The 21989-nt window shown below is 51.1% G+C and carries 22 protein-coding genes, 1 tRNA gene and 1 pseudogene; 14 read left to right on the plus strand and 10 right to left on the minus strand.

The genetic code is table 11. The annotated features are described in order from the left end of the window. The first annotated feature begins 262 nt into the window (after positions 1-262). On the plus strand, positions 263-736 hold the full coding sequence (locus tag M977_RS13840) for a VOC family protein (RefSeq protein WP_064516024.1): 474 nt from the start codon (positions 263-265) through the stop codon (positions 734-736). 77 nt (positions 737-813) lie between these two features. On the opposite strand, the gene M977_RS13845 is transcribed toward M977_RS13840, so the two are convergent. Beyond that, complete coding sequence (locus tag M977_RS13845; RefSeq protein WP_064516026.1) at positions 814-1266, minus strand: acyltransferase; 453 nt, start codon at positions 1264-1266, stop codon at positions 814-816. A 182-nt stretch (positions 1267-1448) separates the two neighbouring features. Between M977_RS13845 and M977_RS24960 the strand changes: the two are divergent. The 5 genes and pseudogenes from M977_RS24960 to tauD all read left to right on the plus strand — a co-directional run bounded on the left by M977_RS24960 (position 1449) and on the right by tauD (position 5246). Further along, positions 1449-1649 (plus strand): annotated as a pseudogene (locus M977_RS24960) (glycogen synthesis protein GlgS). A 178-nt stretch (positions 1650-1827) separates the two neighbouring features. Further along, positions 1828-2799, plus strand: a complete 972-nt coding sequence (tauA, locus tag M977_RS13855; protein ID WP_064516028.1) for a taurine ABC transporter substrate-binding protein — start codon at positions 1828-1830, stop codon at positions 2797-2799. 10 nt (positions 2800-2809) lie between these two features. Beyond that, positions 2810-3577 carry a taurine ABC transporter ATP-binding subunit gene (gene tauB, locus M977_RS13860; protein WP_064516030.1) on the plus strand — a complete coding sequence of 256 codons (768 nt, stop codon included), beginning with the start codon at positions 2810-2812 and terminating at the stop codon, positions 3575-3577. Beyond that, positions 3574-4401, plus strand: coding sequence for a taurine ABC transporter permease TauC (gene tauC, locus M977_RS13865; protein ID WP_064516032.1), 828 nt, complete (start codon positions 3574-3576; stop codon positions 4399-4401). Before tauB ends, tauC begins: the two co-directional genes overlap by 4 nt. Further along, positions 4398-5246: a taurine dioxygenase gene (gene tauD / locus M977_RS13870; protein WP_064516034.1), complete on the plus strand. Its 849-nt coding sequence runs from the start codon at positions 4398-4400 to the stop codon at positions 5244-5246. The genes tauC and tauD overlap by 4 nt, the downstream gene beginning before the upstream one ends. 52 nt (positions 5247-5298) lie before the next feature. Here tauD and nepI read toward each other — a convergent pair whose 3' ends face one another. Both nepI and M977_RS13880 read right to left on the minus strand, forming a co-directional pair. Beyond that, positions 5299-6483 carry a purine ribonucleoside efflux pump NepI gene (nepI, locus tag M977_RS13875; protein ID WP_064516036.1) on the minus strand — a complete coding sequence of 395 codons (1185 nt, stop codon included), beginning with the start codon at positions 6481-6483 and terminating at the stop codon, positions 5299-5301. Positions 6484-6574: 91 nt separating this feature from the next. After that, positions 6575-7297 (minus strand): DUF2461 domain-containing protein, encoded by a 723-nt coding sequence (locus M977_RS13880; protein ID WP_064516038.1) that lies wholly within the window; start codon positions 7295-7297, stop codon positions 6575-6577. A 218-nt stretch (positions 7298-7515) separates the two neighbouring features. On the opposite strand from M977_RS13880, the gene M977_RS13885 reads away from it, so the two are divergent. Genes M977_RS13885 through M977_RS13900 form a run of 4 tightly spaced genes read left to right on the plus strand, consistent with a single transcriptional unit; the run spans position 7516 to position 10636 of the window. Beyond that, the gene (locus M977_RS13885; RefSeq protein ID WP_064516374.1) at positions 7516-8334 is read left to right on the plus strand and encodes an ABC transporter substrate-binding protein; all 819 of its coding nucleotides are present in this window, start codon (positions 7516-7518) and stop codon (positions 8332-8334) included. A gap of 1 nt (position 8335) precedes the next feature. After that, positions 8336-9160, plus strand: coding sequence for an amino acid ABC transporter ATP-binding protein (locus tag M977_RS13890; RefSeq protein WP_064516040.1), 825 nt, complete (start codon positions 8336-8338; stop codon positions 9158-9160). Continuing rightward, positions 9157-9936, plus strand: a complete 780-nt coding sequence (locus tag M977_RS13895) for an amino acid ABC transporter permease (RefSeq protein WP_064516042.1) — start codon at positions 9157-9159, stop codon at positions 9934-9936. Before M977_RS13890 ends, M977_RS13895 begins: the two co-directional genes overlap by 4 nt. Further along, positions 9926-10636 carry an amino acid ABC transporter permease gene (locus M977_RS13900; RefSeq protein ID WP_064516044.1) on the plus strand — a complete coding sequence of 237 codons (711 nt, stop codon included), beginning with the start codon at positions 9926-9928 and terminating at the stop codon, positions 10634-10636. The genes M977_RS13895 and M977_RS13900 overlap by 11 nt, the downstream gene beginning before the upstream one ends. A gap of 57 nt (positions 10637-10693) precedes the next feature. Here M977_RS13900 and M977_RS13905 read toward each other — a convergent pair. The 4 genes from M977_RS13905 to rpsU form a co-directional block, all read right to left on the minus strand. Next, positions 10694-10769: transfer RNA gene (locus M977_RS13905), tRNA-Ile, on the minus strand. 207 nt (positions 10770-10976) lie between these two features. Next, entirely contained in the window at positions 10977-12815 is a 1839-nt protein-coding gene (gene rpoD, locus M977_RS13910) for an RNA polymerase sigma factor RpoD (RefSeq protein ID WP_064516046.1), read from the minus strand. Positions 12816-12969: 154 nt separating this feature from the next. Beyond that, entirely contained in the window at positions 12970-14715 is a 1746-nt protein-coding gene (gene dnaG, locus M977_RS13915) for a DNA primase (protein ID WP_064516049.1), read from the minus strand. A gap of 166 nt (positions 14716-14881) precedes the next feature. Beyond that, a complete protein-coding gene (rpsU, locus tag M977_RS13920) occupies positions 14882-15097 on the minus strand; it encodes a 30S ribosomal protein S21 (protein ID WP_001144069.1) in 216 nt (71 codons plus the stop codon). Positions 15098-15344: 247 nt separating this feature from the next. Between rpsU and tsaD the strand changes: the two genes are divergently transcribed. Next, positions 15345-16358 carry a tRNA (adenosine(37)-N6)-threonylcarbamoyltransferase complex transferase subunit TsaD gene (gene tsaD, locus M977_RS13925; protein WP_064516052.1) on the plus strand — a complete coding sequence of 338 codons (1014 nt, stop codon included), beginning with the start codon at positions 15345-15347 and terminating at the stop codon, positions 16356-16358. Positions 16359-16393: 35 nt separating this feature from the next. On the opposite strand, the gene plsY is transcribed toward tsaD, so the two are convergent. Then, complete coding sequence (gene plsY, locus M977_RS13930; RefSeq protein ID WP_064516054.1) at positions 16394-17011, minus strand: glycerol-3-phosphate 1-O-acyltransferase PlsY; 618 nt, start codon at positions 17009-17011, stop codon at positions 16394-16396. Positions 17012-17118: 107 nt separating this feature from the next. On the opposite strand from plsY, the gene folB reads away from it, so the two are divergent. Together folB and bacA are read left to right on the plus strand one after the other, a co-directional pair. After that, on the plus strand, positions 17119-17487 hold the full coding sequence (folB, locus tag M977_RS13935; RefSeq protein ID WP_064516056.1) for a bifunctional dihydroneopterin aldolase/7,8-dihydroneopterin epimerase: 369 nt from the start codon (positions 17119-17121) through the stop codon (positions 17485-17487). 106 nt (positions 17488-17593) lie between these two features. Then, complete coding sequence (gene bacA, locus M977_RS13940; RefSeq protein WP_064516058.1) at positions 17594-18412, plus strand: undecaprenyl-diphosphate phosphatase; 819 nt, start codon at positions 17594-17596, stop codon at positions 18410-18412. Positions 18413-18491: 79 nt separating this feature from the next. On the opposite strand, the gene M977_RS13945 is transcribed toward bacA, so the two are convergent. Next, on the minus strand, positions 18492-19745 hold the full coding sequence (locus M977_RS13945) for a multifunctional CCA addition/repair protein (protein WP_064516060.1): 1254 nt from the start codon (positions 19743-19745) through the stop codon (positions 18492-18494). A 60-nt stretch (positions 19746-19805) separates the two neighbouring features. After that, complete coding sequence (locus M977_RS13950; RefSeq protein WP_064516062.1) at positions 19806-20426, minus strand: TIGR04211 family SH3 domain-containing protein; 621 nt, start codon at positions 20424-20426, stop codon at positions 19806-19808. Between the two features lie 243 nt (positions 20427-20669). Between M977_RS13950 and M977_RS13955 the strand changes: the two genes are divergently transcribed. Beyond that, positions 20670-21968 carry a CYTH domain-containing protein gene (locus M977_RS13955; RefSeq protein ID WP_064516064.1) on the plus strand — a complete coding sequence of 433 codons (1299 nt, stop codon included), beginning with the start codon at positions 20670-20672 and terminating at the stop codon, positions 21966-21968. Positions 21969-21989 lie beyond the last annotated feature (21 nt).

Below are 21989 nucleotides of genomic sequence, written 5' to 3' on the forward strand. Positions count from 1 at the left end.
AAAACCACTCTCATTTCCTCGCTATAATCATCTAAATAACACGGCATTAAGCAGTTTAATTAACTATTTTAAATTTCCACATCCCACTTATTTACTATTCCCGTAGCTAAACCTCCCATCCATTAAGCGATACAGACCACAGATCATACTTCTGACACTCACATGAATCAGATCCAGTACATACTTATGGTTGGTAAAACATAAAAGACGCAATGCTAGCAAGGCACTGCGGTTCGGTTATCCACGACAAGCAGGCTAACTTATGGCTAAAAATACTATCTGTATTTGGTTTGATCATGATGCGGAAGACGCAGCTCATTTTTATGCTGCGACCTTTCCAGACAGCAGCGTCGGTGCCGTTATTCCTGCCCCAGGAGACTATCCAGATGGCAAGGCTGGCGACACAATAGTTGTCGAATTTGTCGTCGCAGGTGTTTCATGCATCGGCCTCAACGGTGGGCCGCATTTCAAACACAGTGAAGCTTTTTCCTTTCAGATCGCTACCGAAGATCAGGCTGAAACGGACCGCTACTGGAACGCAATTGTTGGTAATGGCGGCCAGGAAAGCGACTGCGGTTGGTGCAAAGATAAGTGGGGTGTTAGCTGGCAAATTACCCCTCGCGTACTGACTGAAGCCCTGGCTACGGGTGGAGACACCGCCAGGCGTGCGTTTGGAGCGATGATGTGGATGAAGAAAATAGATATGGCTGCTATCGAAGCGGCAATACTTGGTTGATGAGTTGAAGCGCATTGGACCTATAGTCAATGCATGTCGCAGACGCCTTGCTCGTCATAAAATGGTAAATCCCGGCCCTAAATCTCCCGCAACAACCGAGCCGGGTTGCCTGCATAAATCCCCGGCTTAAGAATATCCTTCGTGACCACGCTCCCAGCGCCTATCACCGCACCACTACAAATAAATTCTGTCAGGATCGTGCTTCCACTGCCCACGATCACGTTGTCGCCAAGATGAATACTGATCCAACTTTCGGGATCTGGATTGAGTTTTCCGGAGCGGAAGAGATCGTTGGCAAACGTCACATTGTGGCCAATAAAGCAGTTTTTGCCGGTTGTTACCTTCTCGCAAAGGAATGAATGTGACTGGATGCGGGTTCCTGCGCCAATAACACAGTGTCTTTGAATCTCCACGAAAGGGCCGACAAAGGCATCATCGTGCAGGGTGCATTCGTAAAGGTTTACCGGTTCGCATACCGTTACTTTGTCGCTGGCTGTCACATTTCTGATGCCGCTTTTCAGTATTTTCATTTTTGTCCCGTAGCTGTAACATTGCCCATTTTGTGAGTCACTTCAAACCTTTTATTCTCAACCTACTACTTTCCAAAAACCAGCACTGATAGCTCATAAAACAATCAATAACAGGTGGATACTGAATTCAGATAAAGCATATAGCCCTTCCTTAGAAATAAGCTAACCACAGGAATATGCTGATGAATAAAGACCTACAGGCAGTGAAGAATTTCGATTTTCTGGCGCGTAGTTTTGCTCGTATGTATGCACTTGGGCAAGCTCTCGATATTCGAGCCGTGACCGGCAACATGAACATGGAGCAAAAGGCCTGATTTCTAGGGCGTTATGAGTATTATTGCCAGCAAGCGACTCGGGCTTGTGAACTTGAGTTGGAACACTAATCTCTGTGGGCCTTCGGGCCCATTTCTTTTTCTAAGCACCATCCCATTCCCATTTCCCAACTATCCTTCCCTGTATTTCATCTAAAAACATAAAAGCATTAGCGATAATATTTAATTCCTTTATCTAATCACCGCCATTGGAAATACTGCTCCCATCATCGACACAGGAGCATTCCTCATGGCAAAACGACATTCTCTCTGGCTGGCTACGCTTGCCCTTATTGCAACGCCAGTATTCGCGGTGGATGTGACCGTCGCGTACCAAACTTCTGCTGAACCCGCCAAGGTCGCGCAGGCTGATAACACTTTTGCCAAAGACAGCGGAGCAAAAGTTGAATGGCGTAAATTCGACAGCGGCGCGAGTGTGGTTCGTGCGCTGGCATCAGGCGATGTACAAATTGGCAATATCGGTTCCAGCCCACTCGCTGTTGCGGCAAGCCAGAATGTCCCTATCGAGGTCTTCTTGCTCGCCTCACAATTGGGTAACTCCGAAGCACTGGTTGTGAAGAAAGGTATCTCCAGCCCGAAAGATCTTATCGGTAAGCGTATTGCCGTGCCGTTTATTTCCACCACGCATTACAGCCTGCTGGCGGCCCTGAAACACTGGGGAATTAAGCCTGGCGAGGTAGAAATCCTTAACCTTCAGCCTCCGGCGATTATTGCGGCCTGGCAGCGCGGTGATATTGACGGTGCTTATGTTTGGGCACCTGCGGTTAACGAGCTGGAAAAAGAGGGCAAAGTGCTGACCGACTCTGCACAAGTGGGTACGTGGGGCGCTCCAACTCTGGATGTCTGGGTAGTACGTAAAGACTTCGCGCAACAGCATCCGGAAGTTGTCGCAGCCTTCGCCAAAAGCGCTCTCGCCGCGCAGAAAAGCTATATCGACAATCCAGATGTTTGGCTGAAACAACCAGATAACCTGAGCAAGCTGTCACGCCTGAGTGGTGTGCCGGAAAGTGATGTTCCAGTGCTGGTGAAGGGAAATACTTACCTCACCGCGAACCAGCAAACCGAGCAACTTAGCGGCCCGGTAAATAAAGCGATTGTCGATACCGCTCAGTTCCTCAAAGCGCAAGGCAAAGTCCCGGCCGTTGAAACGGATTACAGCCAGTTCGTTACAGACCGCTTCGTAAAACCGTTGGCGCAGTAAGGAGTTAGCCATGTTACAGGTTTCGCATTTAAGCGCAGATTTCGACGGTAAAACGGTTCTCAATGACATCAACCTGACCGTAGACGAAGGCGAGTTACTGGTGGTTCTCGGCCCGTCTGGCTGCGGGAAAACTACGCTGCTTAACCTGATAGCTGGCTTTGTTCCTTATCACTCCGGCAGCATTACACTAGCGGGCAAACAGGTCACGGGGCCGGGTGCTGAGCGCGGCGTAGTATTTCAGAATGAAGGGCTACTGCCGTGGCGTTCGGTTCTGGATAACGTCGCATTTGGTTTGCAGCTTGCCGGGCAGCCAAAGCCTGCACGTGAGGAAATCGCGCTCGATATGTTGCGTAAAGTGGGGCTGGAAGATAAGGCGAAACGTGCCATCTGGCAGCTCTCCGGCGGGCAGCGCCAGAGAGTAGGGATTGCTCGTGCGTTGGCGACTCGCCCGCAACTTTTACTGCTCGATGAGCCTTTCGGCGCGCTGGATGCCTTTACTCGCGAGCAAATGCAGACCTTGCTGCTCAAGCTGTGGCATGAAAGCCGCCGTCAGGTGTTGTTAATTACTCATGACATTGAAGAAGCCGTATTTCTTGCAACTGAACTGGTGTTGCTTTCACCGGGGCCTGGGCGTGTGCTGGAGCGTATGCCGCTCGACTTTGGCCGCCGGTTCACCGCGGGTGAGCCATGCCGCAGCATCAAATCCGATCCGGAATTTATCGCGAAGCGCGAGTACGTGCTGAGCCGGGTATTTGAACAGCGCGAGGGCTTCTTATGAGCATCGTTATTCAGGATAAAGCCCGCCGCAAACGGCTGGCGTTGCATTGGCCATTTTCGCGCCAGATAACGCTAAGCATTGCGACGGTGGTGACAATCATCTTGTTGTGGTGGTGGGTTGCAGCACAGCAATGGGTTAGCCCTTTATTTTTACCGCCGCCACTTCAGGTGCTGACAAAGCTAATTAGCATCGCCGGGCCGCAGGGGTTTATGGATGCAACACTCTGGCAGCATCTCGCCGCCAGCCTGCTGCGCATTCTCACGGCACTTTTCGCTGCAGTATTAATTGGTATTCCCGTGGGTATCGCGATGGGGCTAAACCCGACAGTGCGCGGTATTCTCGACCCGCTGATTGAGTTGTATCGCCCGGTGCCGCCGCTGGCTTATTTACCGCTGATGGTGATTTGGTTCGGCATCGGTGAAACCTCGAAGATTTTACTGATTTACCTGGCGATATTTGCGCCTGTCGCGATGTCGACCATGGCGGGAGTGCGCAGCGCAAAACAGGTTCGCATTCGTGCCGCCGAAGCTTTGGGGGCATCACGACTCCAGGTTGTCTGGCATGTGATTTTGCCCGGTGCGCTGCCGGAAATTCTAACCGGTTTTCGTATTGGGCTTGGCGTCGGTTGGTCAACGCTGGTTGCCGCTGAGCTTATCGCCGCCACCCGTGGGCTCGGCTTTATGGTGCAATCGGCGGGTGAGTTTTTGGCAACTGATGTAGTGCTTGCGGGTATTGGTGTGATTGCGGTTATCGCATTCTGTTTAGAACTAGGGTTACGGGCATTGCAGCGCCGTTTAACCCCATGGCATGGAGAAGGGCAATGAGCGAGAAAGTGAATATTACACCACTGGGGCCTTACATCGGTGCGCAGGTTAGTGGTTTAACGCTGAGCCGGGGCTTAACGGATAACCAATTTGAGCAGCTCTACCACGCGCTGATCCGCCATCAGGTACTGTTCCTGCGCGATCAACTTATTACACCTGCACAGCAACGTGCGCTGGCACAGCGGTTTGGCGATCTGCACATCCATCCGGTTTATCCACATGCGGAAGGCGTGGAGGAGATTATCGTGCTCGATACGCACAACGATAACCCGCCTGATAACGATAACTGGCACACCGACGTGACCTTTATCGAAACGCCGCCAGCCGGTGCGATATTGGCAGCAAAACAGCTTCCAGAATTTGGCGGTGATACATTGTGGACCAGTGGCATTGCTGCGTTCGAGGCACTTTCAGAACCGTTTAAGCGCTTGCTCTCAGGGCTGAAGGCGGAACACGATTTCCGCAAATCATTCCCGGAATATAAACATCTCCGCAGCGAAGAAGAGCATCAGCGTTGGCGTGAGGCGGTTGTTAAGAATCCGCCGTTGCTGCATCCAGTGGTGCGTACCCATCCGGTAAGCGGCAAGCAGGCGCTGTTTGTTAACGAGGGGTTCACCACGCGGATTGTCGAGCTCTCACAAAAAGAGAGCGATGCGCTGCTCGCCTTCCTGTTTGCACATATTACGAAGCCGGAGTTCCAGGTTCGCTGGCGCTGGCAGGAAAACGACATCGCTATTTGGGATAACCGTGTCACGCAGCATTATGCGAATGCTGATTATCTCCCCGCTCGCCGCATCATGCATCGTGCAACGATTCTGGGGGATAAGCCTTTCTGGCGAGGGTAATGGGATTTTGGTGGATGAAGCTGGTCGGATAGCAATGCGCCATCCGACGCAGTTATTTTGCTCGTACCTTTGCCGCTACTAACAACGCTGTCAGTAACATCAAACTTCCTGATAACACCAGCGGCGAAATTATGCCGAGATTATCCAGAGCCAACCCGCCAATTGCCGCTCCACAGGTGTTTGCTAACTGGATCACCGCAACCTGAATAGATCCCGCTTTCTCTGCTTGATCCGCAAGTGAACGGGTGATCCATGTCGACCAGCCAACGGGAATCAGAGCAAAGGCAAAGCCCCAGATAATGGCAACTGCTGATGCGACGATTTTATCGCTCCCCCACAACACCAGAACCAGAGCGCTCAGTGCCAGAATCAGCGGGGCACAGGTGAGAGAAAGTTTGAGTGAACGCTTGAGGAAAACAGCAGAAAGCGATGTGCCAACAAAACTGGCGATACCAAAGCTCAACAGCACCAGCGTCAGGCCGTCGACATCAAACCCTGCAAGCGTCATGTACACCGGGCGGATGTAAGTGAAGAAGGCAAATTGCCCGGCAAAGGTCATAAAGATTGCCGTCATACCCGCCAGTACGCCCGGTCGTTTAAGCAGGCCAAGCATGTTTTGCTTATGCTGTGTTGATTCACCTGGCAGCGGCGGCAGTGCTTTCCACACCCAGATGATACAAGCCACGCCCATTAATGCCGCGCCATTGAAGACGTTGCGCCAGCCAATAATACCGCCTAAGAAGCTACCGAGCGGGGCGGCGATAACCAGTGCGATAGAGACAGCACCGAAGATGACCGAGAGCGCTTTTGGCACTGTACGTGCTGGAACCAGGCGCATGGTTAAAGAGGCTGACATTGCCCAGAAGCCGCCGAGGGCAATCCCTAAACAGGCGCGCCCAATCAGCAACATGGAGAAGTTTTCAGCAAAGGAAACCAGCAGGCAGGAGAGGGTGAGCAGCACAGAGAAAAGGATGACTACATAGCGTCTGTCAGTTGAGCGGATAATGCTGGTCACAAAAAGGCTTGCGAACATTGCCACGAAAGCCGTGACGGTAACGGACTGCCCGGCAACGCCTTCGGAAATGCCCAGCTCTTGTGCCATGGGTGTCAGCAAACTAACCGGCAAAAACTCAACGGTAATCAGGCAGGCGACGCAAAACGCCACGGCAAAAACCGCCGACCAGTTAGGCCGTGTTACGGCCACTGGCTCGTTTATCACTTCTACATGCTCACTCATTTATCCACCCGGCGCTGCTTCCAATAAAGCCGCGTAGTGTAGCATCGTAAGTGTGATGCATTTAACGTTTTGGCAACTTTTTCGATATGTTTTAGAAATCAAGTTCCAGGGCAAAACAGAGATAGGCCATCAATTGCGAGCAATGCTGAAATTGTTCGGCACAGAAATTAATAGCATCCGGTTTGCACAGCTCTTCGAAATCGATGTTTTTCAACGCTATAAAATCTTTGCGCTTCAATTCAGTAAGCAAAGGATGGGTTTTATCAAAGCCTTTTGGCGGGCGACTTAAGCTATCGCCATCCATGATAAACCCCTGGCTTTGTAGCTCCTGTAACGCCTTTTGATAAGCGTTGGGGTTCTCATCAATGCATTGGCGAATAGCACTCAGGGCTTTTGATTCCGGATGCCAAATTCCTGCGGCAATAAAGCAACCTTCAGGGGCGATATGGAGATAGAGGCCTGGTGCATGAACGTCTTTTCCCTGGAAATGACGGAACTGAATCCCGACATTGGTTTTATAAGGTGTTTTATCTTTACTGAAACGACTGTCTCGCTGCGGGCGCATAAGACTACCGCCGACTTTTTTCGGCACCGCAGTGAGCTTCGATGAAATGGCAAGAATACCGGGCTGCATCTGCTCGATAAACCGCAGGGCAGGAGTGCGCACAGTATTCTCGTACTCCTCTTGATGTTCTTTAAACCAGTCTCGGGAGTTGTTTTGCGCGAGCTTGTTCAGGAACTGCAGACTGGCTGCACTAAAAGTTGTACTGGCAGATATCGTGGACGTCGGGGTTTTCGTTATTTGAGCATTCATTATTGATGGACCCTTATTTGAACCATTTAAGCGGCTATATCTGCGAGCTTAAGGATGGCGGATTTCTCTGTCTTTCGATGTGAAACGTCTCCAACCTTAATATATTTTCCTCATATGTTAATGTTTTTTAAGCATTGGTGGTGCAATTCTGGATATGGGAGTGTAAGGCCTTAGCTTGCTAAAAGCTGGGACAACAAGGAAAAACTATGGCACACGCAATGAGCTCTCATAAAAATAAGATCGCATCACTCGTTTTACTGGCACTGTTCGGCCTTACCGCCACAGTGGCTCAGGCTGACCAACTGGCCGATATTCAAAAAGCAGGCGTCGTGCGCGTCGCCACTTTTGACGCTAACCCGCCATTTGGCTCCATCGATGCTAAAACTCACGATATCGTTGGCTATGATGTTGATTTTGCGAAGGCTCTCGCAAAGTCTCTTGGCGTAAAACTGGAGCTGGTGGCAACCAATCCAGCCAACCGCATTCCTTTGCTGCAATCTGGCAAAGTGGATCTTATCGTCGCTGATATCACCATCACGCCGGAGCGCGCGCAGGTTGTCGACTTCTCCACGCCTTATTTCGTGACGGGCCAGCAATTCCTGGTACCGGCGGCGTCAGCGGATAAACTTGATGACTACGGGCACGACCGTATTGGTGCAGTAAAAGGCACGACCGGTGAGCAGGCGCTGCATCAGCGTTTCCCATCCGCTCGCGTGCTTTCCTATGACGATATTCCACTGGCGCTGACGGCGCTGCGTAACGGCAACGTGCAGGCGATTACCCAGGACAGCACCATTCTGGCCGGTCTGTTGGCTGAAGCACCGGATAAAGTGAAGTTCAAAATTCTCCCTGACCTGCTCAGCAAAGAAGAGATTGGCGTCGGGGTGAAGAAGGGTGAAACGGCGCTGCTTACAGCAGTTAACGGCGAGTTAGTGAAGCTTGAGCAAAACGGTGAAGCGACGAAGATTTACGACAGCTGGTTTGGTCCTGGCAGTAAAACTCCCCAGCCACGCGGCTTTAAAATAGAAGCTCAGTAACATGGTGAGTGCCTTCTCCAAACGATCCGCGGTGCAGGCCGCGGATTTTGCACATTTACAGGATGCCAGCGTTGAGTTTCGCCAGGCTGGCAAAAGTTACGATGAAAACCAGGTCCTCAAGTCCATCGACCTGAAAATCAACGCAGGTGAAGTGGTGGCGATTTGCGGGCCTTCGGGCTCTGGTAAATCGACGTTAATCCGACTGATAAACCAGCTCGAACCGTTAAGTGCGGGAGACATTTTTATTGATGGCAAACCGACACGGGATTTGCAGGGCAAAGCTCTGCGAGCCTTGCGTAGCCGCATCGGATTTGTGTTCCAGCAGTTCAATTTATATGCTCATCTCACCGCCGAGCAGAACATCACACTTTCTCTGATGCATGTTCATGGCTGGGAACCTGATGAGGCTAAACAGCAGGCAGTAACGTTGTTGACTCGGGTCGGGCTTGCCGAGAAAGCACATCAATATCCTGCGCAGCTTTCCGGCGGGCAGCAGCAGCGTGTGGCCATCGCCCGGGCTTTAGCATCCTCGCCGCAGATAATCTTGTTCGATGAACCCACTTCGGCACTGGATCCGGAAATGATCGGTGAAGTGCTGATGGTGATGAAATCCCTGGCCCACAGTGGCATTACGATGATTGTCGTTACCCATGAAATGCAGTTCGCCCGGGAAATTGCCGATCGGGTGGTGTTTATCGATGGCGGCGAAATTCTTGAGCAGGCTCCTCCGGCGCGGTTCTTCAGCTCACCGCAACATCCACGCACCCGGCGTTTTCTACAAAAGGTACTCGACCCTCTGCATGCCGGGTTTAAGGATGAACCATGAACTGGCACATAGACTGGGCTGGAGTCCTGACAGGACAGCCGTTGCAGTGGATTACTTCCGGCTTTTTAACCACGGTCTGGGTCACCCTGGCGGGAGTACTGCTGGCAACGGCTTTAACGCTGTTATTACTCGGGTTGAGACTTGCCAGCGGGCGAATTGGTCGTGCGGTGGTTGCGGTATGGGTATCTCTGTTTCGCAACACGCCGCTGCTGGTGCAACTGCTGTTCTGGTATTTCGCCGCGTGGAATGTCCTTCCGCAGGCGTTGCGTGGCTTTATTAACGATGAGCACAGCTGGTCAATACTACCCGGAAATGTGTGGTGGCTCACTCCGGAGTTTCTCTGCGCTGCCTGGGGGCTTGGGCTGTTTACTTCTGCATTTCTGCTCGAAGAACTGCGCAGCGGGTTGCAGGCCGTACCTCAGGGACAGGTGGAAGCTGCGCTTTCGCAAGGCTTCTCATCCTGGTCTATCTTCCGTTGGATCCTTCTACCACAAGGGATGAGGAATGCCTGGCAGCCGGTAGTGGGGCAGTATCTTAATTTGATGAAGCTCTCGTCGCTGGCCACTGGTATCGGCTTTGCGGAACTGACTTATCAGGTCAGACAAATCGAAAGCTACAACGCACATGCGCTGGAGGCTTTTGCTGTGGGAACAGTGCTGTATCTGGCTTTAGGATTGGTGATGGGTGGATTGTTCGCCTGGCTTGGCCCGCGCCCGTCTGAACATAAGCGCCAGGTGACTAAAGTGCGGGATACGGAGGCACAGCATGATAGCTAATCTGACGGTGATTACCGACAACCTGGATTATCTACTGTGGGGAAGAATGGCGCAGGGTGAACCGGGCGGCGTACTGCTCACGCTGCTAATGGCGGCTGGAGCGGCAGTGTTGGCGCTGGTGGGGGGCGTATTGCTGGCAGGACTCGCCTGGCGGTTTGATGGCATTGTGCGGCGGTTACTGTTTATTTGGGCTGAATTCATCCGCGGTATCCCGCTTATTTTTGTGATTTTCTGGCTCTACTTCTTGCTGCCGATTATCACCGGTAGCGATTTACCCGGTGTGCTGACCGTCACTCTGGCGCTGGCGTGGTTTACCTCTGCAGCAGTGATGCACACCACGCTCGCGGGTTTACAGGCTCTCCCGTCCGGGCAACATGAAGCGGCGTTGGCTGGTGGATTGAATGCATGGCAAATACTGCGCCTGGTATTGCTGCCACAGGTGATGCGCAACGTCTTTCCTTCCTACATGGGGCTATTTATCGCGCTGCTTAAAGACACTTCTCTGGCGTTCATCGTCAATGTGCCAGAGCTAACCACCGTGGCGGGACAGGTCAACAGCCGGGTGCAGGTCTATCCCGCGGCCATCTTTATCTTTACGGGATTGGTGTATTACCTGCTGTGCAGTGGCCTGAATTACATGGTGTCTCTCAGGTATCGCCGACGCGGCACTATTGCCACTCCGTCGCCACTCAAAGTTTAGACAACAAAAAAGCCACCGTGAAAGGTGGCTTAATCATATGATTTTAAAACTAAAATTTGGTGGCCCCTGCTGGACTTGAACCAGCGACCAAGCGATTATGAGTCGCCTGCTCTAACCACTGAGCTAAGGGGCCGTGGCGCAGGATTATAATGTAACTTGGCGCTTCAATCCAGTGATTGCGTGACATCTGCTGTTTTTATAATCAAAGCCTAATCAAACTCTTATACTTTTCACTTCTGGTATTTTCGTGGGCAATAAGGCAAGGAACACAGATGGAAATTGTTTTCGTGCAGGCATAAAAAAGCCCTCACGAGGAGGGCTCTTTAGAAGGGCGATAAGATTAATCGTCCAGGAAGCTACGCAGTACTTCAGAACGGCTTGGGTGGCGCAGTTTGCGCAGTGCCTTCGCTTCAATCTGACGGATACGTTCACGGGTAACGTCGAACTGTTTACCCACTTCTTCCAGCGTGTGGTCGGTGTTCATATCGATACCGAAACGCATACGCAGAACTTTCGCTTCACGCGCTGTCAGGCCCGCAAGCACATCGTGAGTCGCATTACGCAGGCTCTCTGATGTTGCAGAGTCCAGTGGCAGCTCGAGGGTGGTATCCTCGATGAAATCACCCAGATGCGAATCTTCATCGTCGCCGATTGGCGTTTCCATGGAGATAGGCTCTTTAGCGATTTTCAGCACTTTACGGATTTTGTCTTCCGGCATCAGCATACGTTCAGCCAATTCTTCCGGGGTTGGCTCACGGCCCATCTCTTGCAGCATCTGGCGCGAAATACGGTTGAGTTTGTTGATTGTCTCAATCATATGCACTGGAATACGGATGGTACGTGCCTGGTCGGCGATAGAGCGTGTGATAGCCTGGCGAATCCACCATGTTGCATAAGTAGAGAACTTATAACCACGACGGTATTCAAACTTATCAACCGCTTTCATCAGGCCGATGTTGCCTTCCTGAATCAAGTCGAGGAATTGCAGACCACGGTTGGTGTATTTCTTGGCGATCGAAATAACCAGACGTAAGTTTGCTTCAACCATCTCTTTCTTCGCACGACGAGCTTTCGCTTCACCGATGGACATACGACGGTTGATATCTTTAACCTGCTCGATGGTCAGGCCGGTTTCTTCTTCAATCTGTTGCAGTTTCTGCAAGCTACGATGCACGTCATCAGAAACGTCATGCAGCTTCTCAGACCACGGCTTGTTCATTGCGATGGCTGCGTTGAACCAGGTTTCGCTGGTTTCGTTGCCGGTGAACAGTGTGATGAAGTTTTTCTTCGGCATTTTGCACTGTTCAACACACAATCTCATGATGAGGCGTTCTTGAGTACGAACGCGGTCCATCATGACGCGCATGCTGTTTACCAGGTAGTCGAATTGCTTCGGTACCAGGCGGAACTGTTTGAAGACTTCAGACAGTTGCTGAATCTCAGCGGCAGAATCCGCGTGAGCGCGGCCCTTTGCTTTAATCGTGTCGCGAGCTTTTTCGTACTGCGTACGCAGCTCACCGAATTTCTCACGCGCGAGTTCAGGGTCGATGCTGTTGTCATCGTCTGCGTCGTCGTCTTCATCTTCCTCATCGTCACTGTCACTGTTTTCTTCAGTAGTTAGCTCAGAACCAATGTGAGTGGCGGTAGGGGCAAGATCTTCTTCAGCATTCGGGTCAACAAAACCAGTGATCAAATCAGACAGACGAGCTTCTTCTGCTTCAACGCGGTCATACTGCTCAAGCAGATAAGTGATCGCTTCCGGATATTCGGCAACGGAGCACTGAACCTGGTTGATACCGTCTTCGATACGCTTAGCGATATCGATTTCACCCTCACGGGTTAACAGCTCAACGGTACCCATTTCACGCATGTACATGCGAACCGGGTCAGTAGTACGCCCGATCTCGGATTCTACGCTGGACAGTACTTGAGCGGCAGCTTCTTCCGCATCTTCGTCTGTGTTGTTTGAGTTTTCAGCAAGCAACAGGTCATCGGCGTCAGGTGCTTCTTCCATCACCTGAATGCCCATGTCATTGATCATTTGGATGATGTCTTCGATCTGATCAGAGTCGACGATATCTTCCGGCAGATGGTCATTGACCTCGGCATAGGTCAGATAGCCTTGCTCCTTGCCCTTGGTAACAAGAAGTTTAAGCTGTGACTGCGGGTTTTGCTCCATAAGACGGTATCCACACTTCAGTATTAGGGTTGGTGTCGGTCGGCGAAACCGCCAACAATAACGTAACGAGGGCTGACTTATTTTAGTGCCGCTGCCCATCCTTGCGGCGTTCGGGTTTGACCCGATTAATGTTCGGCACTTAAGCCGATAAAATTTACTTTTTCGCGCGTGATTCTGTTATCACACGGACTTCCTCACGTTCCGCTGGGGTAAGCCCGGTAGTTCTGGAACGTGCCATCAATTCTTCAAACCTCAACTCCAGCACGGAATCAAACATATGTTCGAGTGCATCGTTGAACGTTTTTTCTGCAATGTCCTTATCTGCTATATCGTCCCATGAAGAGAGTTTTTCAAGGGTGGCAGCTTCATTTGTGCCGCGATATAGCTCTAAAAGCTGCCCGGTGGTTAAACCAGGTTGCGCCAGACAGGTGTTAACCAAGTCGATAAAGAGTTTCAACCCTGGCAACTTCGCCTGCTCCAGACCGCTAAGCGGTGGCACACTCGGTGCCAACTCCGGATTCTGCACCAACAGTCCTATCAGTATACGCATGGTTGTGCGTTTTAGCTGTGGAGCCGGTTTAACACCAGTGCCTTCAACATGCTTAGGAACAAATTTTTCCCATTGTTGCTCGTACGGTACACCGATTTTATTGCCAAGCTCTTGGCGTAATAAAGTTCGTAGTACTTCACCTGGAACTTGGCTAATAAGTGGATCAGCCAATGTATTTAATTGCGCACGGCCATCAGGTGAACTCAAATCAACCTGAGGCATCAGGCTGTTAAAAAGAAACGTCGAAAGCGGTTGAGCATGTTCCATGCGCGCTTCAAATGCTTCTTTTCCTTCTTTACGCACCAGCGTGTCGGGATCTTCACCGTCAGGCAGGAACATAAAGCGCAACTGACGCCCATCCGTCATATAAGGTAGCGCAGTTTCCAGAGCACGCCATGCAGCGTCACGCCCTGCGCGATCCCCGTCATAACAACAGACAACGGTATCCGTCACCCGGAACAACAACTGGATATGGTCAGCGGTAGTTGAGGTGCCCAATGAAGCAACGGCGTACGATATGCCGTATTGCGCCAATGCCACCACATCCATGTAGCCTTCAACAACCAATAAACGTGCTGGTTCAGGCTGGCTTTGCTGTGCTTCATACAGGCCATAGAGCTGGCGGCCTTTATGGAAAATATCGGTTTCCGGGGAGTTTAGGTATTTAGGCTGGCCATCGCCCAGCACACGTCCACCAAAACCAATTACCCGGCCCCGTTTGTCGCGGATGGGGAACATCACCCTTTCGCGGAAACGGTCGTAACTGCGTCCCTGATCGTTAGTTACCAACATGCCTGCATCCGTCAGTGCTTGACGGTTTTCGCTATTGCCACCAAAACGCTTTAAGACGTTATCCCAGCCGGGAGGAGCATAGCCAATGGCGAAGTGTTGAATAACTTCGTTACTTAAACCACGCCGTTCCAGATACTTGCGCGCAGATTCAGCCGATTGTTGAGCCAGGGATTGCTGATAGAAGGCGTTCAGGCCATCCATCAATTGATAAAGACTTTGCCGTTGATGACGCTCAATCTGGCTCGGTCCGCTACCGACTTCGTAAGGCACTTCCAGATTGTGCATCGCTGATAATTCTTCAACGCTTTCGACAAACTCAAGCTTGTCATAGTTCATTAAAAAATCGATGGCGTTGCCGTGTGCCCCACAGCCGAAGCAATGGTAAAACTGTTTTTCACCGTTTACGGTGAAAGAGGGGGTTTTTTCGTTATGGAACGGACAGCACGCATGATAGTTCTTGCCCTGCTTTTTGAGCTTAACACGCGCATCGATCAGATCGATGATGTCGGTGCGAGCCAGCAAGTCATTGATGAAAACACGTGGAATTCGTCCAGCCATAGGCCCCGTTTGGTACTCGCTTTCCTTCAGACATGCGATGTTGCAGCAGTACGAAAGAGCAGGAAGTATGTCAGTTCATGAACGAAAATAAGCCGCGCATTCCTTTCGGAAGCACGGCCTTTACAACTACTACAAGTCTGTTCCGGAGGTAGAAACCTCCAGGATACTAGTACAGACGAGTGCGGCGTGCGTTTTCGCGAGCCAGTTTCTTAGCGTGACGTTTCACAGCAGAAGCTTTAGCGCGTTTACGTTCAGTCGTTGGTTTTTCATAGAACTCACGACGACGAACTTCCGCCAGAACACCTGCTTTCTCACAAGAACGCTTGAAGCGACGCAGTGCTACGTCGAATGGCTCGTTTTCACGTACTTTAATTACCGGCATTAACTCTCACCTTTGATAAATTCGGTTTGCCGCTGACTGAGGCGTCAGCTATTTCAAAATGGTGCGGAATTTTACTGCAACTACTGCTGCTTTGTAAAGCACCGGACAACCAGAAACCTGGCTTTTAAGGCCGGAATCTTCCAGGGGTGCGGATTATACACCACCTACGCCCAGTATGTGAGCAAAGTTTTACAATAAGCGCTCATGGGCTTAAACTTCGCCGCAAGACTTTGAGGTAGAGAACGCCATGCGTGTACTGGGTATAGAAACATCCTGTGATGAAACCGGCATCGCCATTTACGACGATGAAAAGGGTTTGTTAGCCAATCAATTGTATAGTCAGGTGAAATTGCATGCTGACTACGGCGGCGTGGTGCCGGAGCTTGCTTCCCGTGACCATGTACGCAAAACCGTGCCATTGATCCAGGCGGCTCTTAAGGAGGCTGGATTAACAGCAAAAGATATTGATGGTGTTGCCTATACCGCCGGACCAGGGCTTGTAGGAGCACTGCTTGTAGGCGCAACAATTGGCCGTTCTCTGGCGTTCGCCTGGGATGTGCCCGCTGTGCCGGTGCATCACATGGAAGGGCATTTATTAGCTCCGATGCTGGAAGACAATCCGCCAGAGTTCCCGTTCGTGGCATTGCTGGTTTCCGGCGGCCATACGCAGCTGATTAGTGTGACGGGCATTGGCCAATACGAACTTCTGGGGGAGTCAATTGACGACGCCGCAGGTGAAGCTTTTGATAAGACTGCTAAACTATTGGGCCTGGATTATCCTGGTGGCCCAATGTTGTCAAAAATGGCTTCTGAAGGCACTGCGGGGCGCTTTACTTTCCCACGCCCGATGACTGACCGCCCTGGTCTTGATTTCAGTTTCTCTGGTCTGAAAACCTTTGCTGCGAACACTATTCGCGGCAACGAAGCAGATCCGCAAACGCGTGCCGATATTGCTTGTGCCTTTGAAGATGCGGTTGTCGATACCCTCGCAATCAAGTGCAAACGTGCGTTGGATCAAACTGGCTTTAAACGTCTGGTGATGGCTGGTGGCGTGAGTGCCAACCGTACACTGCGTGCGCGCATGGCAGAAATGATGACTAAACGCCGTGGCGAAGTCTTCTACGCTCGTCCTGAGTTTTGTACCGATAACGGTGCGATGATTGCCTACGCAGGTATGATTCGTTTGAAAGCAGGAACGGTTGGCGAATTAAGCGTTACAGTTCGCCCTCGCTGGCCATTGGCTGAGTTACCAGCGGCGTGAAAACTTTGCAGAATTAGTCGAGAAGGAGTGAGTAATCACTCCTTTTTTTTGTCTTTATTTTTGCGCAGTTTCTTCCAGATTTTGGTTTCTTGCCCGCGCCATAACCGCTGAATATTGTCGTGGTGGCGCATTAAAATCAGACATGAAAGCATGGCTACCGGGAAGGTGAACTGCGGTTTAAACCACCAGACGTAGAACGGTGCAATCAGTGCGCTGATAATCGCACCCACTGACGAATAACCGCTGAGTAAAACGCTCAGCAGCCAGGTTCCTGCCATCACGCCGGTTAAGTCCCAGCCGATAGGGGCAATGGCACCAAAAGCTGTTGCAACGCCTTTACCACCGTGGAAATTAAAGAAAACCGGCCAGATATGACCAAGACAGGCAGCGATGGCGATAAGCCCCAGCCAGAATGGTGTTACGCCCAGAGCGTATGCCGCCCAGACGGGCAACATCCCTTTGAGAACGTCAAAAATCAGTACCGCTACGGCTGCGCCTTTACCGCCAATACGTAAGACATTGGTCGCACCCGGATTGCCAGAACCATTTTGCCGCGGATCAGGAAGACCCGCGATTCGGCAGACCAGGATGGCACTAGAAATTGAGCCGCAAAGATACGCAAGAAGGATCATGCCAAGCGCGATTGCACTCATAACGCTGTTCCATTTTGAAAGTGTCGTTGTATTCTCTGCATCTGTGGATAATACGCATATTTCGCCGGAAGTGGTATCTGGCGTGACTAAAAACCGGGCAGGGCGTGATGGACATTGTATTTATAGAGCAACTTACTGTAATCACCACGATTGGTGTTTATGACTGGGAACAAACGATCTCCCAGAAGCTGGTATTCGATATCGAAATGGCATGGGATAACCGCCAGGCCGCCAGCAGCGATGATGTAAACGATTGTTTAAGCTATGCCGATGTTAGCGAAGCAGTGATAAGCCATGTTTCTGGTGGTCGCTTTGCATTGGTAGAACGCGTTGCTGAAGAGGTTGCGCAATTGCTACTAACTCGCTTTAACTCACCTTGGGTCAGGTTAAAAGTCAGCAAGCCAGGTGCTGTGGCACAGGCCGCGAATGTTGGTGTGGTGATTGAGCGTGGCGTTAATCTTAAACTCAGTAAATAGGTTCATCATAGTTAAACCAAAAGTAGGTAACCTGGTCTTAACTGTGATCTTTCGCGGCAAATGCCGCTTTTTTAACGTTTGTTTTTGGGGTTAGAGGATTTTTTTAATGAGCGATCTGCACTCGTTGGTTATTGCCGCGATTCTTGGTGTTGTCGAGGGGTTAACGGAGTTTTTACCCGTCTCGTCCACCGGCCATATGATTATTGTTGGTCACCTTCTGGGATTTGAAGGTGATACCGCGAAAACATTTGAAGTGGTAATCCAGCTTGGTTCGATCTTAGCTGTTGTGGTGATGTTCTGGCGTCGCCTGTTTGGCTTGATTGGCATTCATTTTGGCCGCCAGCCGCACGAAGGCACTGGAACAGGGCGTTTATCGCTGATCCATATCTTGCTGGGTATGGTGCCTGCTGTGGTTCTGGGGCTGGTATTCCACGATGCCATTAAATCACTCTTTAACCCTATAAACGTCATGTACGCATTAGTCGTCGGCGGCGTATTGCTGATTGTGGCGGAAGTGTTCAAACCTAAAGTTCCGCGTGCAGAAGGCGTGGATGACATGACTTATCGGCAGGCGTTTGCGATTGGTTGTTTCCAGTGTTTAGCTTTGTGGCCGGGTTTCTCTCGTTCCGGTGCGACTATATCTGGTGGCATGCTGATGGGCGTTAGCCGTTATGCAGCGTCTGAGTTCTCCTTCCTGCTGGCGGTGCCTATGATGATGGGTGCCACGGTGCTGGATGTGTATAAGAGCATCGGCTTCTTAACCATGGCTGACCTGCCAATGTTTGCCGTTGGTTTTATCACGGCATTTATCGTTGCACTGATTGCGATTAAAACCTTCCTGCAAATTATTAAACGTATTTCGTTTATTCCTTTTGCAATTTATCGTTTTGCTGTTGCCGCAGTGGTGTATTTCGTATTCTTCTAAAGTTCTCCACTCACTAATAAAAAAGCCACTCATGTTGAGTGGCTTTTTGTTTGGCGTCTTCGTTTGTAGCAGATATCCATCAGCTAGCGGATGGCAAAGGCGTGGCCAAACCTGCTTCTTTTTTCCATGCTTCCACGGCGGCAATACGGCGGCGCGTTAATTCATCGCGAATTGCCGGGCCGCTGAAACCATCATCAATCACTTCTTTGTTGGTGACGCTTTGCGCCGCAATCCATGCCGCGCGCAGCAACCTGCCTTGCGGGTAATCACTGGCTTCAAAACCAGTGCGCCCGCGGGCATCGGCTTCGCTGGTGAGCGCCACTTGTTCAACACGCTGCGGTTTGCGCCACGCGTCGATGGCATCGAATAATTTGATGATGGTTTTCGGTTGCAGGATAGCAATCGTATGAATCAGATCGTGATATTCGGCAACTAGTTTGGCGAGGTCACGAATTTCATTCGGCACACGCATGCGCTGGCATAACCGTTCGACAAGTTTTACCCCTGCTGGGCCATGCCCATGGTGACGCGGCCAGAACTCTTTTGGCGTGAGCCCTTTACCAAGATCGTGACACAGCGTGGCAAAGCGCACGTCAACTTCCGGGCTGAGCTGAGCGGCAATCGACAGCGTCATCAGTACGTGAATGCCGGTGTCGATTTCCGGATGCCACTTTTCAGGGGCAGGCACACCGAACAGCGCGTCGATTTCCGGGAACAGGACTTTCAGCGCACCGCATTTGCGCAGCACATCGAAATAAACTTGTGGGTTACGGCTGGTGAGGGCGTTTTCAGTCTCTTTCCAGACGCGTTCCGGTGTGAGGTGCTCAAGTTCGCCGTTAGCTGCCATCGCGGACATCAGCGCCTGAGTTTCCGGGGCAATCTGGAAATTGAGATGAGCGTAGCGTGCTGCAAAGCGCGCTACGCGTAAAACGCGTAGGGGATCTTCATTGAAAGCTGGCGACACATGGCGTAGAAGGCGTTTTTCGATATCGACACGTCCGTTATACGGATCGATAAATTCGCCGCGTTCGTCCTGGGCAATCGCGTTGATGGTCAAATCGCGGCGCAACAAGTCCTGCTCAAGTGTGACATCAGGCGCGGCATAGCAGGTAAAACCCGTGTAACCCTGGCCTGATTTGCGCTCAGTACGCGCGAGTGCATATTCTTCACGTGATTTAGGGTGCAGAAACACCGGGAAATCTTTCCCAACCTGCTGGTAACCAGCATCAAGCATCTCTTGTGGTGTTGCACCAACAACCACCCAATCTTTATCTTTGACCGGTAATCTCAACAACCCATCACGTACTGCACCACCGACCAGATAAATCTTCACGCTTTAATGCCCCTGCATCCAATTACGATAATACGTAAGTGTAGGATACAGGGTTGCAGATTAGTTCATCCAGCGATCTTTCTTCTTGCGGCTTGGGATCATGTGCGGCAGTAACAGGCCGAGCAGCAGACCGAACCCAGCGACACCGCCGCCATACATAAACCACTGCATGATGATGGCACGTTGCTTGTCATCCAACTGAACATTCGCGGCATCGACTTTCTTCTTTGCGACGATCAGTTGGTTTTTAAGTTGTTGATTTTCTTCTTTAAGACCGGTGATTACGCTGTCGCTCTGCGCGACTTTCTGCTGCATTTCAGCCGTGCGCTGATTCCAGGTGGTATCGATATTTGTGAGCTTGTCAGTCAGTGTCTTAACCTGGTTTTCCAGGTCCGGCACACGCGTACGCAGGCTTGGATTGGTGCTCAGTTGCGCCAATGGGATCCAAGAGGTGCGGCCATTACTGTCGCGCACCTGGCCATATTTAGTTTCTTCATTGCTTTGCAGCAAGGTCACTTCTTCGCCCGCATTTACGGTGCCAAGCAAGCGGTAATTATCCCCAGGACCACTACGCACCCAGGTGTTCAATTCGTCAGATACATAACGTTTTTCATCGGCATGGGCCACTACGGAAACGCTAAGGGAGAGCAAAGTAAGGCAAATTAGGCGGAATTTGTGCATGATTTCGTCGTTATTGTCATAAATAGTGGAACGATAGTAGTGGCATCAGTCTGACGGCGCAATCCGTAAACCTGAATGAGAATCATCCTGGTGTGAATTTGACCAATTGCTCACAGCTTATGGCTCGTCAAAATGCGCGCCACTCATGGTAATTTGGCGAAAAATATTATCTACTGACCGCTATTGTGAGACTAAGTTCGCCGGGCGTTAGCTCGATGTGACACAACTAAAAGTAAAAAGACGATGACTCAGGAAATCGAACTCAAATTTATCGTTAATCCAGCTGAACTGGATTCTCTTCGTAATACATTAAATTCGCTGGAAAGCCAGCATAGCGAACCTCGCCAATTGCTCAACATCTATTATGAAACTGCCGACAACCAGTTGCGCCGTCATGATATGGGTTTGCGCATCCGTGGCGATAATGGCCGCTATGAAATGACGATGAAAATCGCAGGCCGTGTCACTGGCGGACTGCACCAGCGGCCGGAATATAATGTTGAGCTAAGCAAGGCTGAGCTTGACCTGTCGCTGCTGCCAAAGGAAGTCTGGCCTGAGGGCCTTTCCCCGGACGATTTGCAATCCCAGTTAAACCCACTTTTCAGCACTGATTTTGCCCGTGAAAAATGGGTGGTAACGCACGGCAAAAGCCGTATCGAACTGGCGCTGGATCTCGGAGAAGTGAAAGCGGGTGAACTGTCTGAACCACTGTGCGAGCTGGAACTGGAATTACTCGAAGGCGAAACTGCAGACGTTTTAGTTTTTGCGAAGCAACTGATTACTCATCCGGGTTTACGCCAGGGCAGCCTGAGCAAAGCCGCGCGTGGATACCATCTGGTGCAGGGAAATATGGAAAGAGAGATTAAGCCGTTAACGGTATTACGCGTTCCCCCAAAAGCGACGGTTGAACAAGGACTGGAAGGTTCACTGGAACTGGCGCTTAGCCATTGGCAATACCACGAAGAGCTGTGGTTGCGTGGCAACGGCAAGGCGAAAGCACAGGTTCTGGAAGCGGTTGGCCTTGTGCGCTACGCGCTGGCGCTGTTCGGCGGCATTATTCCACGCAAGGCGAGCACGCAAGTTCGCGAACTGACCGCAACTTACGAAACCATGCTGGCCTCAGACCTGAAAGCACAGGAACTGGCTTTCAGTGCGGAAAGCAGCCAGGCCAAACTGGTGCTGACCGAGTGGCTGGTTGGGCGTCAGTGGCAGAAATTCACCGACGAAAAAGCTAACGTCAAACTGGCCGGTTCGTTTAAGCGTTTTGCGGATACCCATCTTTCGCGTCATGCCGCAGAACTGAAAGAAACTTTCCAGCGTCCATTGGGCGATAGCTATGCTGATCAGTTGCCGCGTCTGGCACGTGAAACTGGCTCCATTCGCCTGCTGGCAGGCGTTTATGACGATGCGAAAACGCAACCGTGGCTGGATAACTGGCAAGGGCTGCGTCACGCCATTGCGACGCGCCAACAGGTAGAAATCGAACATTTTCGTAATGAAGCTATTGCGCAGGCTCCTTTCTGGCTGCATAGCGGTAAGTAGTAACCACCGTTTCTAAGGGAC

The organism is Buttiauxella gaviniae ATCC 51604 (genome assembly GCF_001654835.1).
Lineage (GTDB): Bacteria > Pseudomonadota > Gammaproteobacteria > Enterobacterales > Enterobacteriaceae > Buttiauxella > Buttiauxella gaviniae.

Bases quoted from the DNA above. Each gene is read 5' to 3' on its own strand.
- M977_RS13840 (WP_064516024.1), top strand. From the start codon at position 263: ATGGCTAAAAATACTATCTGTATTTGGTTTGATCATGATGCGGAAGAC.
- M977_RS13845 (WP_064516026.1), bottom strand. From the start codon at position 1,266: ATGAAAATACTGAAAAGCGGCATCAGAAATGTGACAGCCAGCGACAAA.
- tauA (WP_064516028.1), top strand. From the start codon at position 1,828: ATGGCAAAACGACATTCTCTCTGGCTGGCTACGCTTGCCCTTATTGCA.
- tauB (WP_064516030.1), top strand. From the start codon at position 2,810: ATGTTACAGGTTTCGCATTTAAGCGCAGATTTCGACGGTAAAACGGTT.
- tauC (WP_064516032.1), top strand. From the start codon at position 3,574: ATGAGCATCGTTATTCAGGATAAAGCCCGCCGCAAACGGCTGGCGTTG.
- tauD (WP_064516034.1), top strand. From the start codon at position 4,398: ATGAGCGAGAAAGTGAATATTACACCACTGGGGCCTTACATCGGTGCG.
- nepI (WP_064516036.1), bottom strand. From the start codon at position 6,483: ATGAGTGAGCATGTAGAAGTGATAAACGAGCCAGTGGCCGTAACACGG.
- M977_RS13880 (WP_064516038.1), bottom strand. From the start codon at position 7,297: ATGAATGCTCAAATAACGAAAACCCCGACGTCCACGATATCTGCCAGT.
- M977_RS13885 (WP_064516374.1), top strand. From the start codon at position 7,516: ATGAGCTCTCATAAAAATAAGATCGCATCACTCGTTTTACTGGCACTG.
- M977_RS13890 (WP_064516040.1), top strand. From the start codon at position 8,336: ATGGTGAGTGCCTTCTCCAAACGATCCGCGGTGCAGGCCGCGGATTTT.
- M977_RS13895 (WP_064516042.1), top strand. From the start codon at position 9,157: ATGAACTGGCACATAGACTGGGCTGGAGTCCTGACAGGACAGCCGTTG.
- M977_RS13900 (WP_064516044.1), top strand. From the start codon at position 9,926: ATGATAGCTAATCTGACGGTGATTACCGACAACCTGGATTATCTACTG.
- rpoD (WP_064516046.1), bottom strand. From the start codon at position 12,815: ATGGAGCAAAACCCGCAGTCACAGCTTAAACTTCTTGTTACCAAGGGC.
- dnaG (WP_064516049.1), bottom strand. From the start codon at position 14,715: ATGGCTGGACGAATTCCACGTGTTTTCATCAATGACTTGCTGGCTCGC.
- rpsU (WP_001144069.1), bottom strand. From the start codon at position 15,097: ATGCCGGTAATTAAAGTACGTGAAAACGAGCCATTCGACGTAGCACTG.
- tsaD (WP_064516052.1), top strand. From the start codon at position 15,345: ATGCGTGTACTGGGTATAGAAACATCCTGTGATGAAACCGGCATCGCC.
- plsY (WP_064516054.1), bottom strand. From the start codon at position 17,011: ATGAGTGCAATCGCGCTTGGCATGATCCTTCTTGCGTATCTTTGCGGC.
- folB (WP_064516056.1), top strand. From the start codon at position 17,119: ATGGACATTGTATTTATAGAGCAACTTACTGTAATCACCACGATTGGT.
- bacA (WP_064516058.1), top strand. From the start codon at position 17,594: ATGAGCGATCTGCACTCGTTGGTTATTGCCGCGATTCTTGGTGTTGTC.
- M977_RS13950 (WP_064516062.1), bottom strand. From the start codon at position 20,426: ATGCACAAATTCCGCCTAATTTGCCTTACTTTGCTCTCCCTTAGCGTT.
- M977_RS13955 (WP_064516064.1), top strand. From the start codon at position 20,670: ATGACTCAGGAAATCGAACTCAAATTTATCGTTAATCCAGCTGAACTG.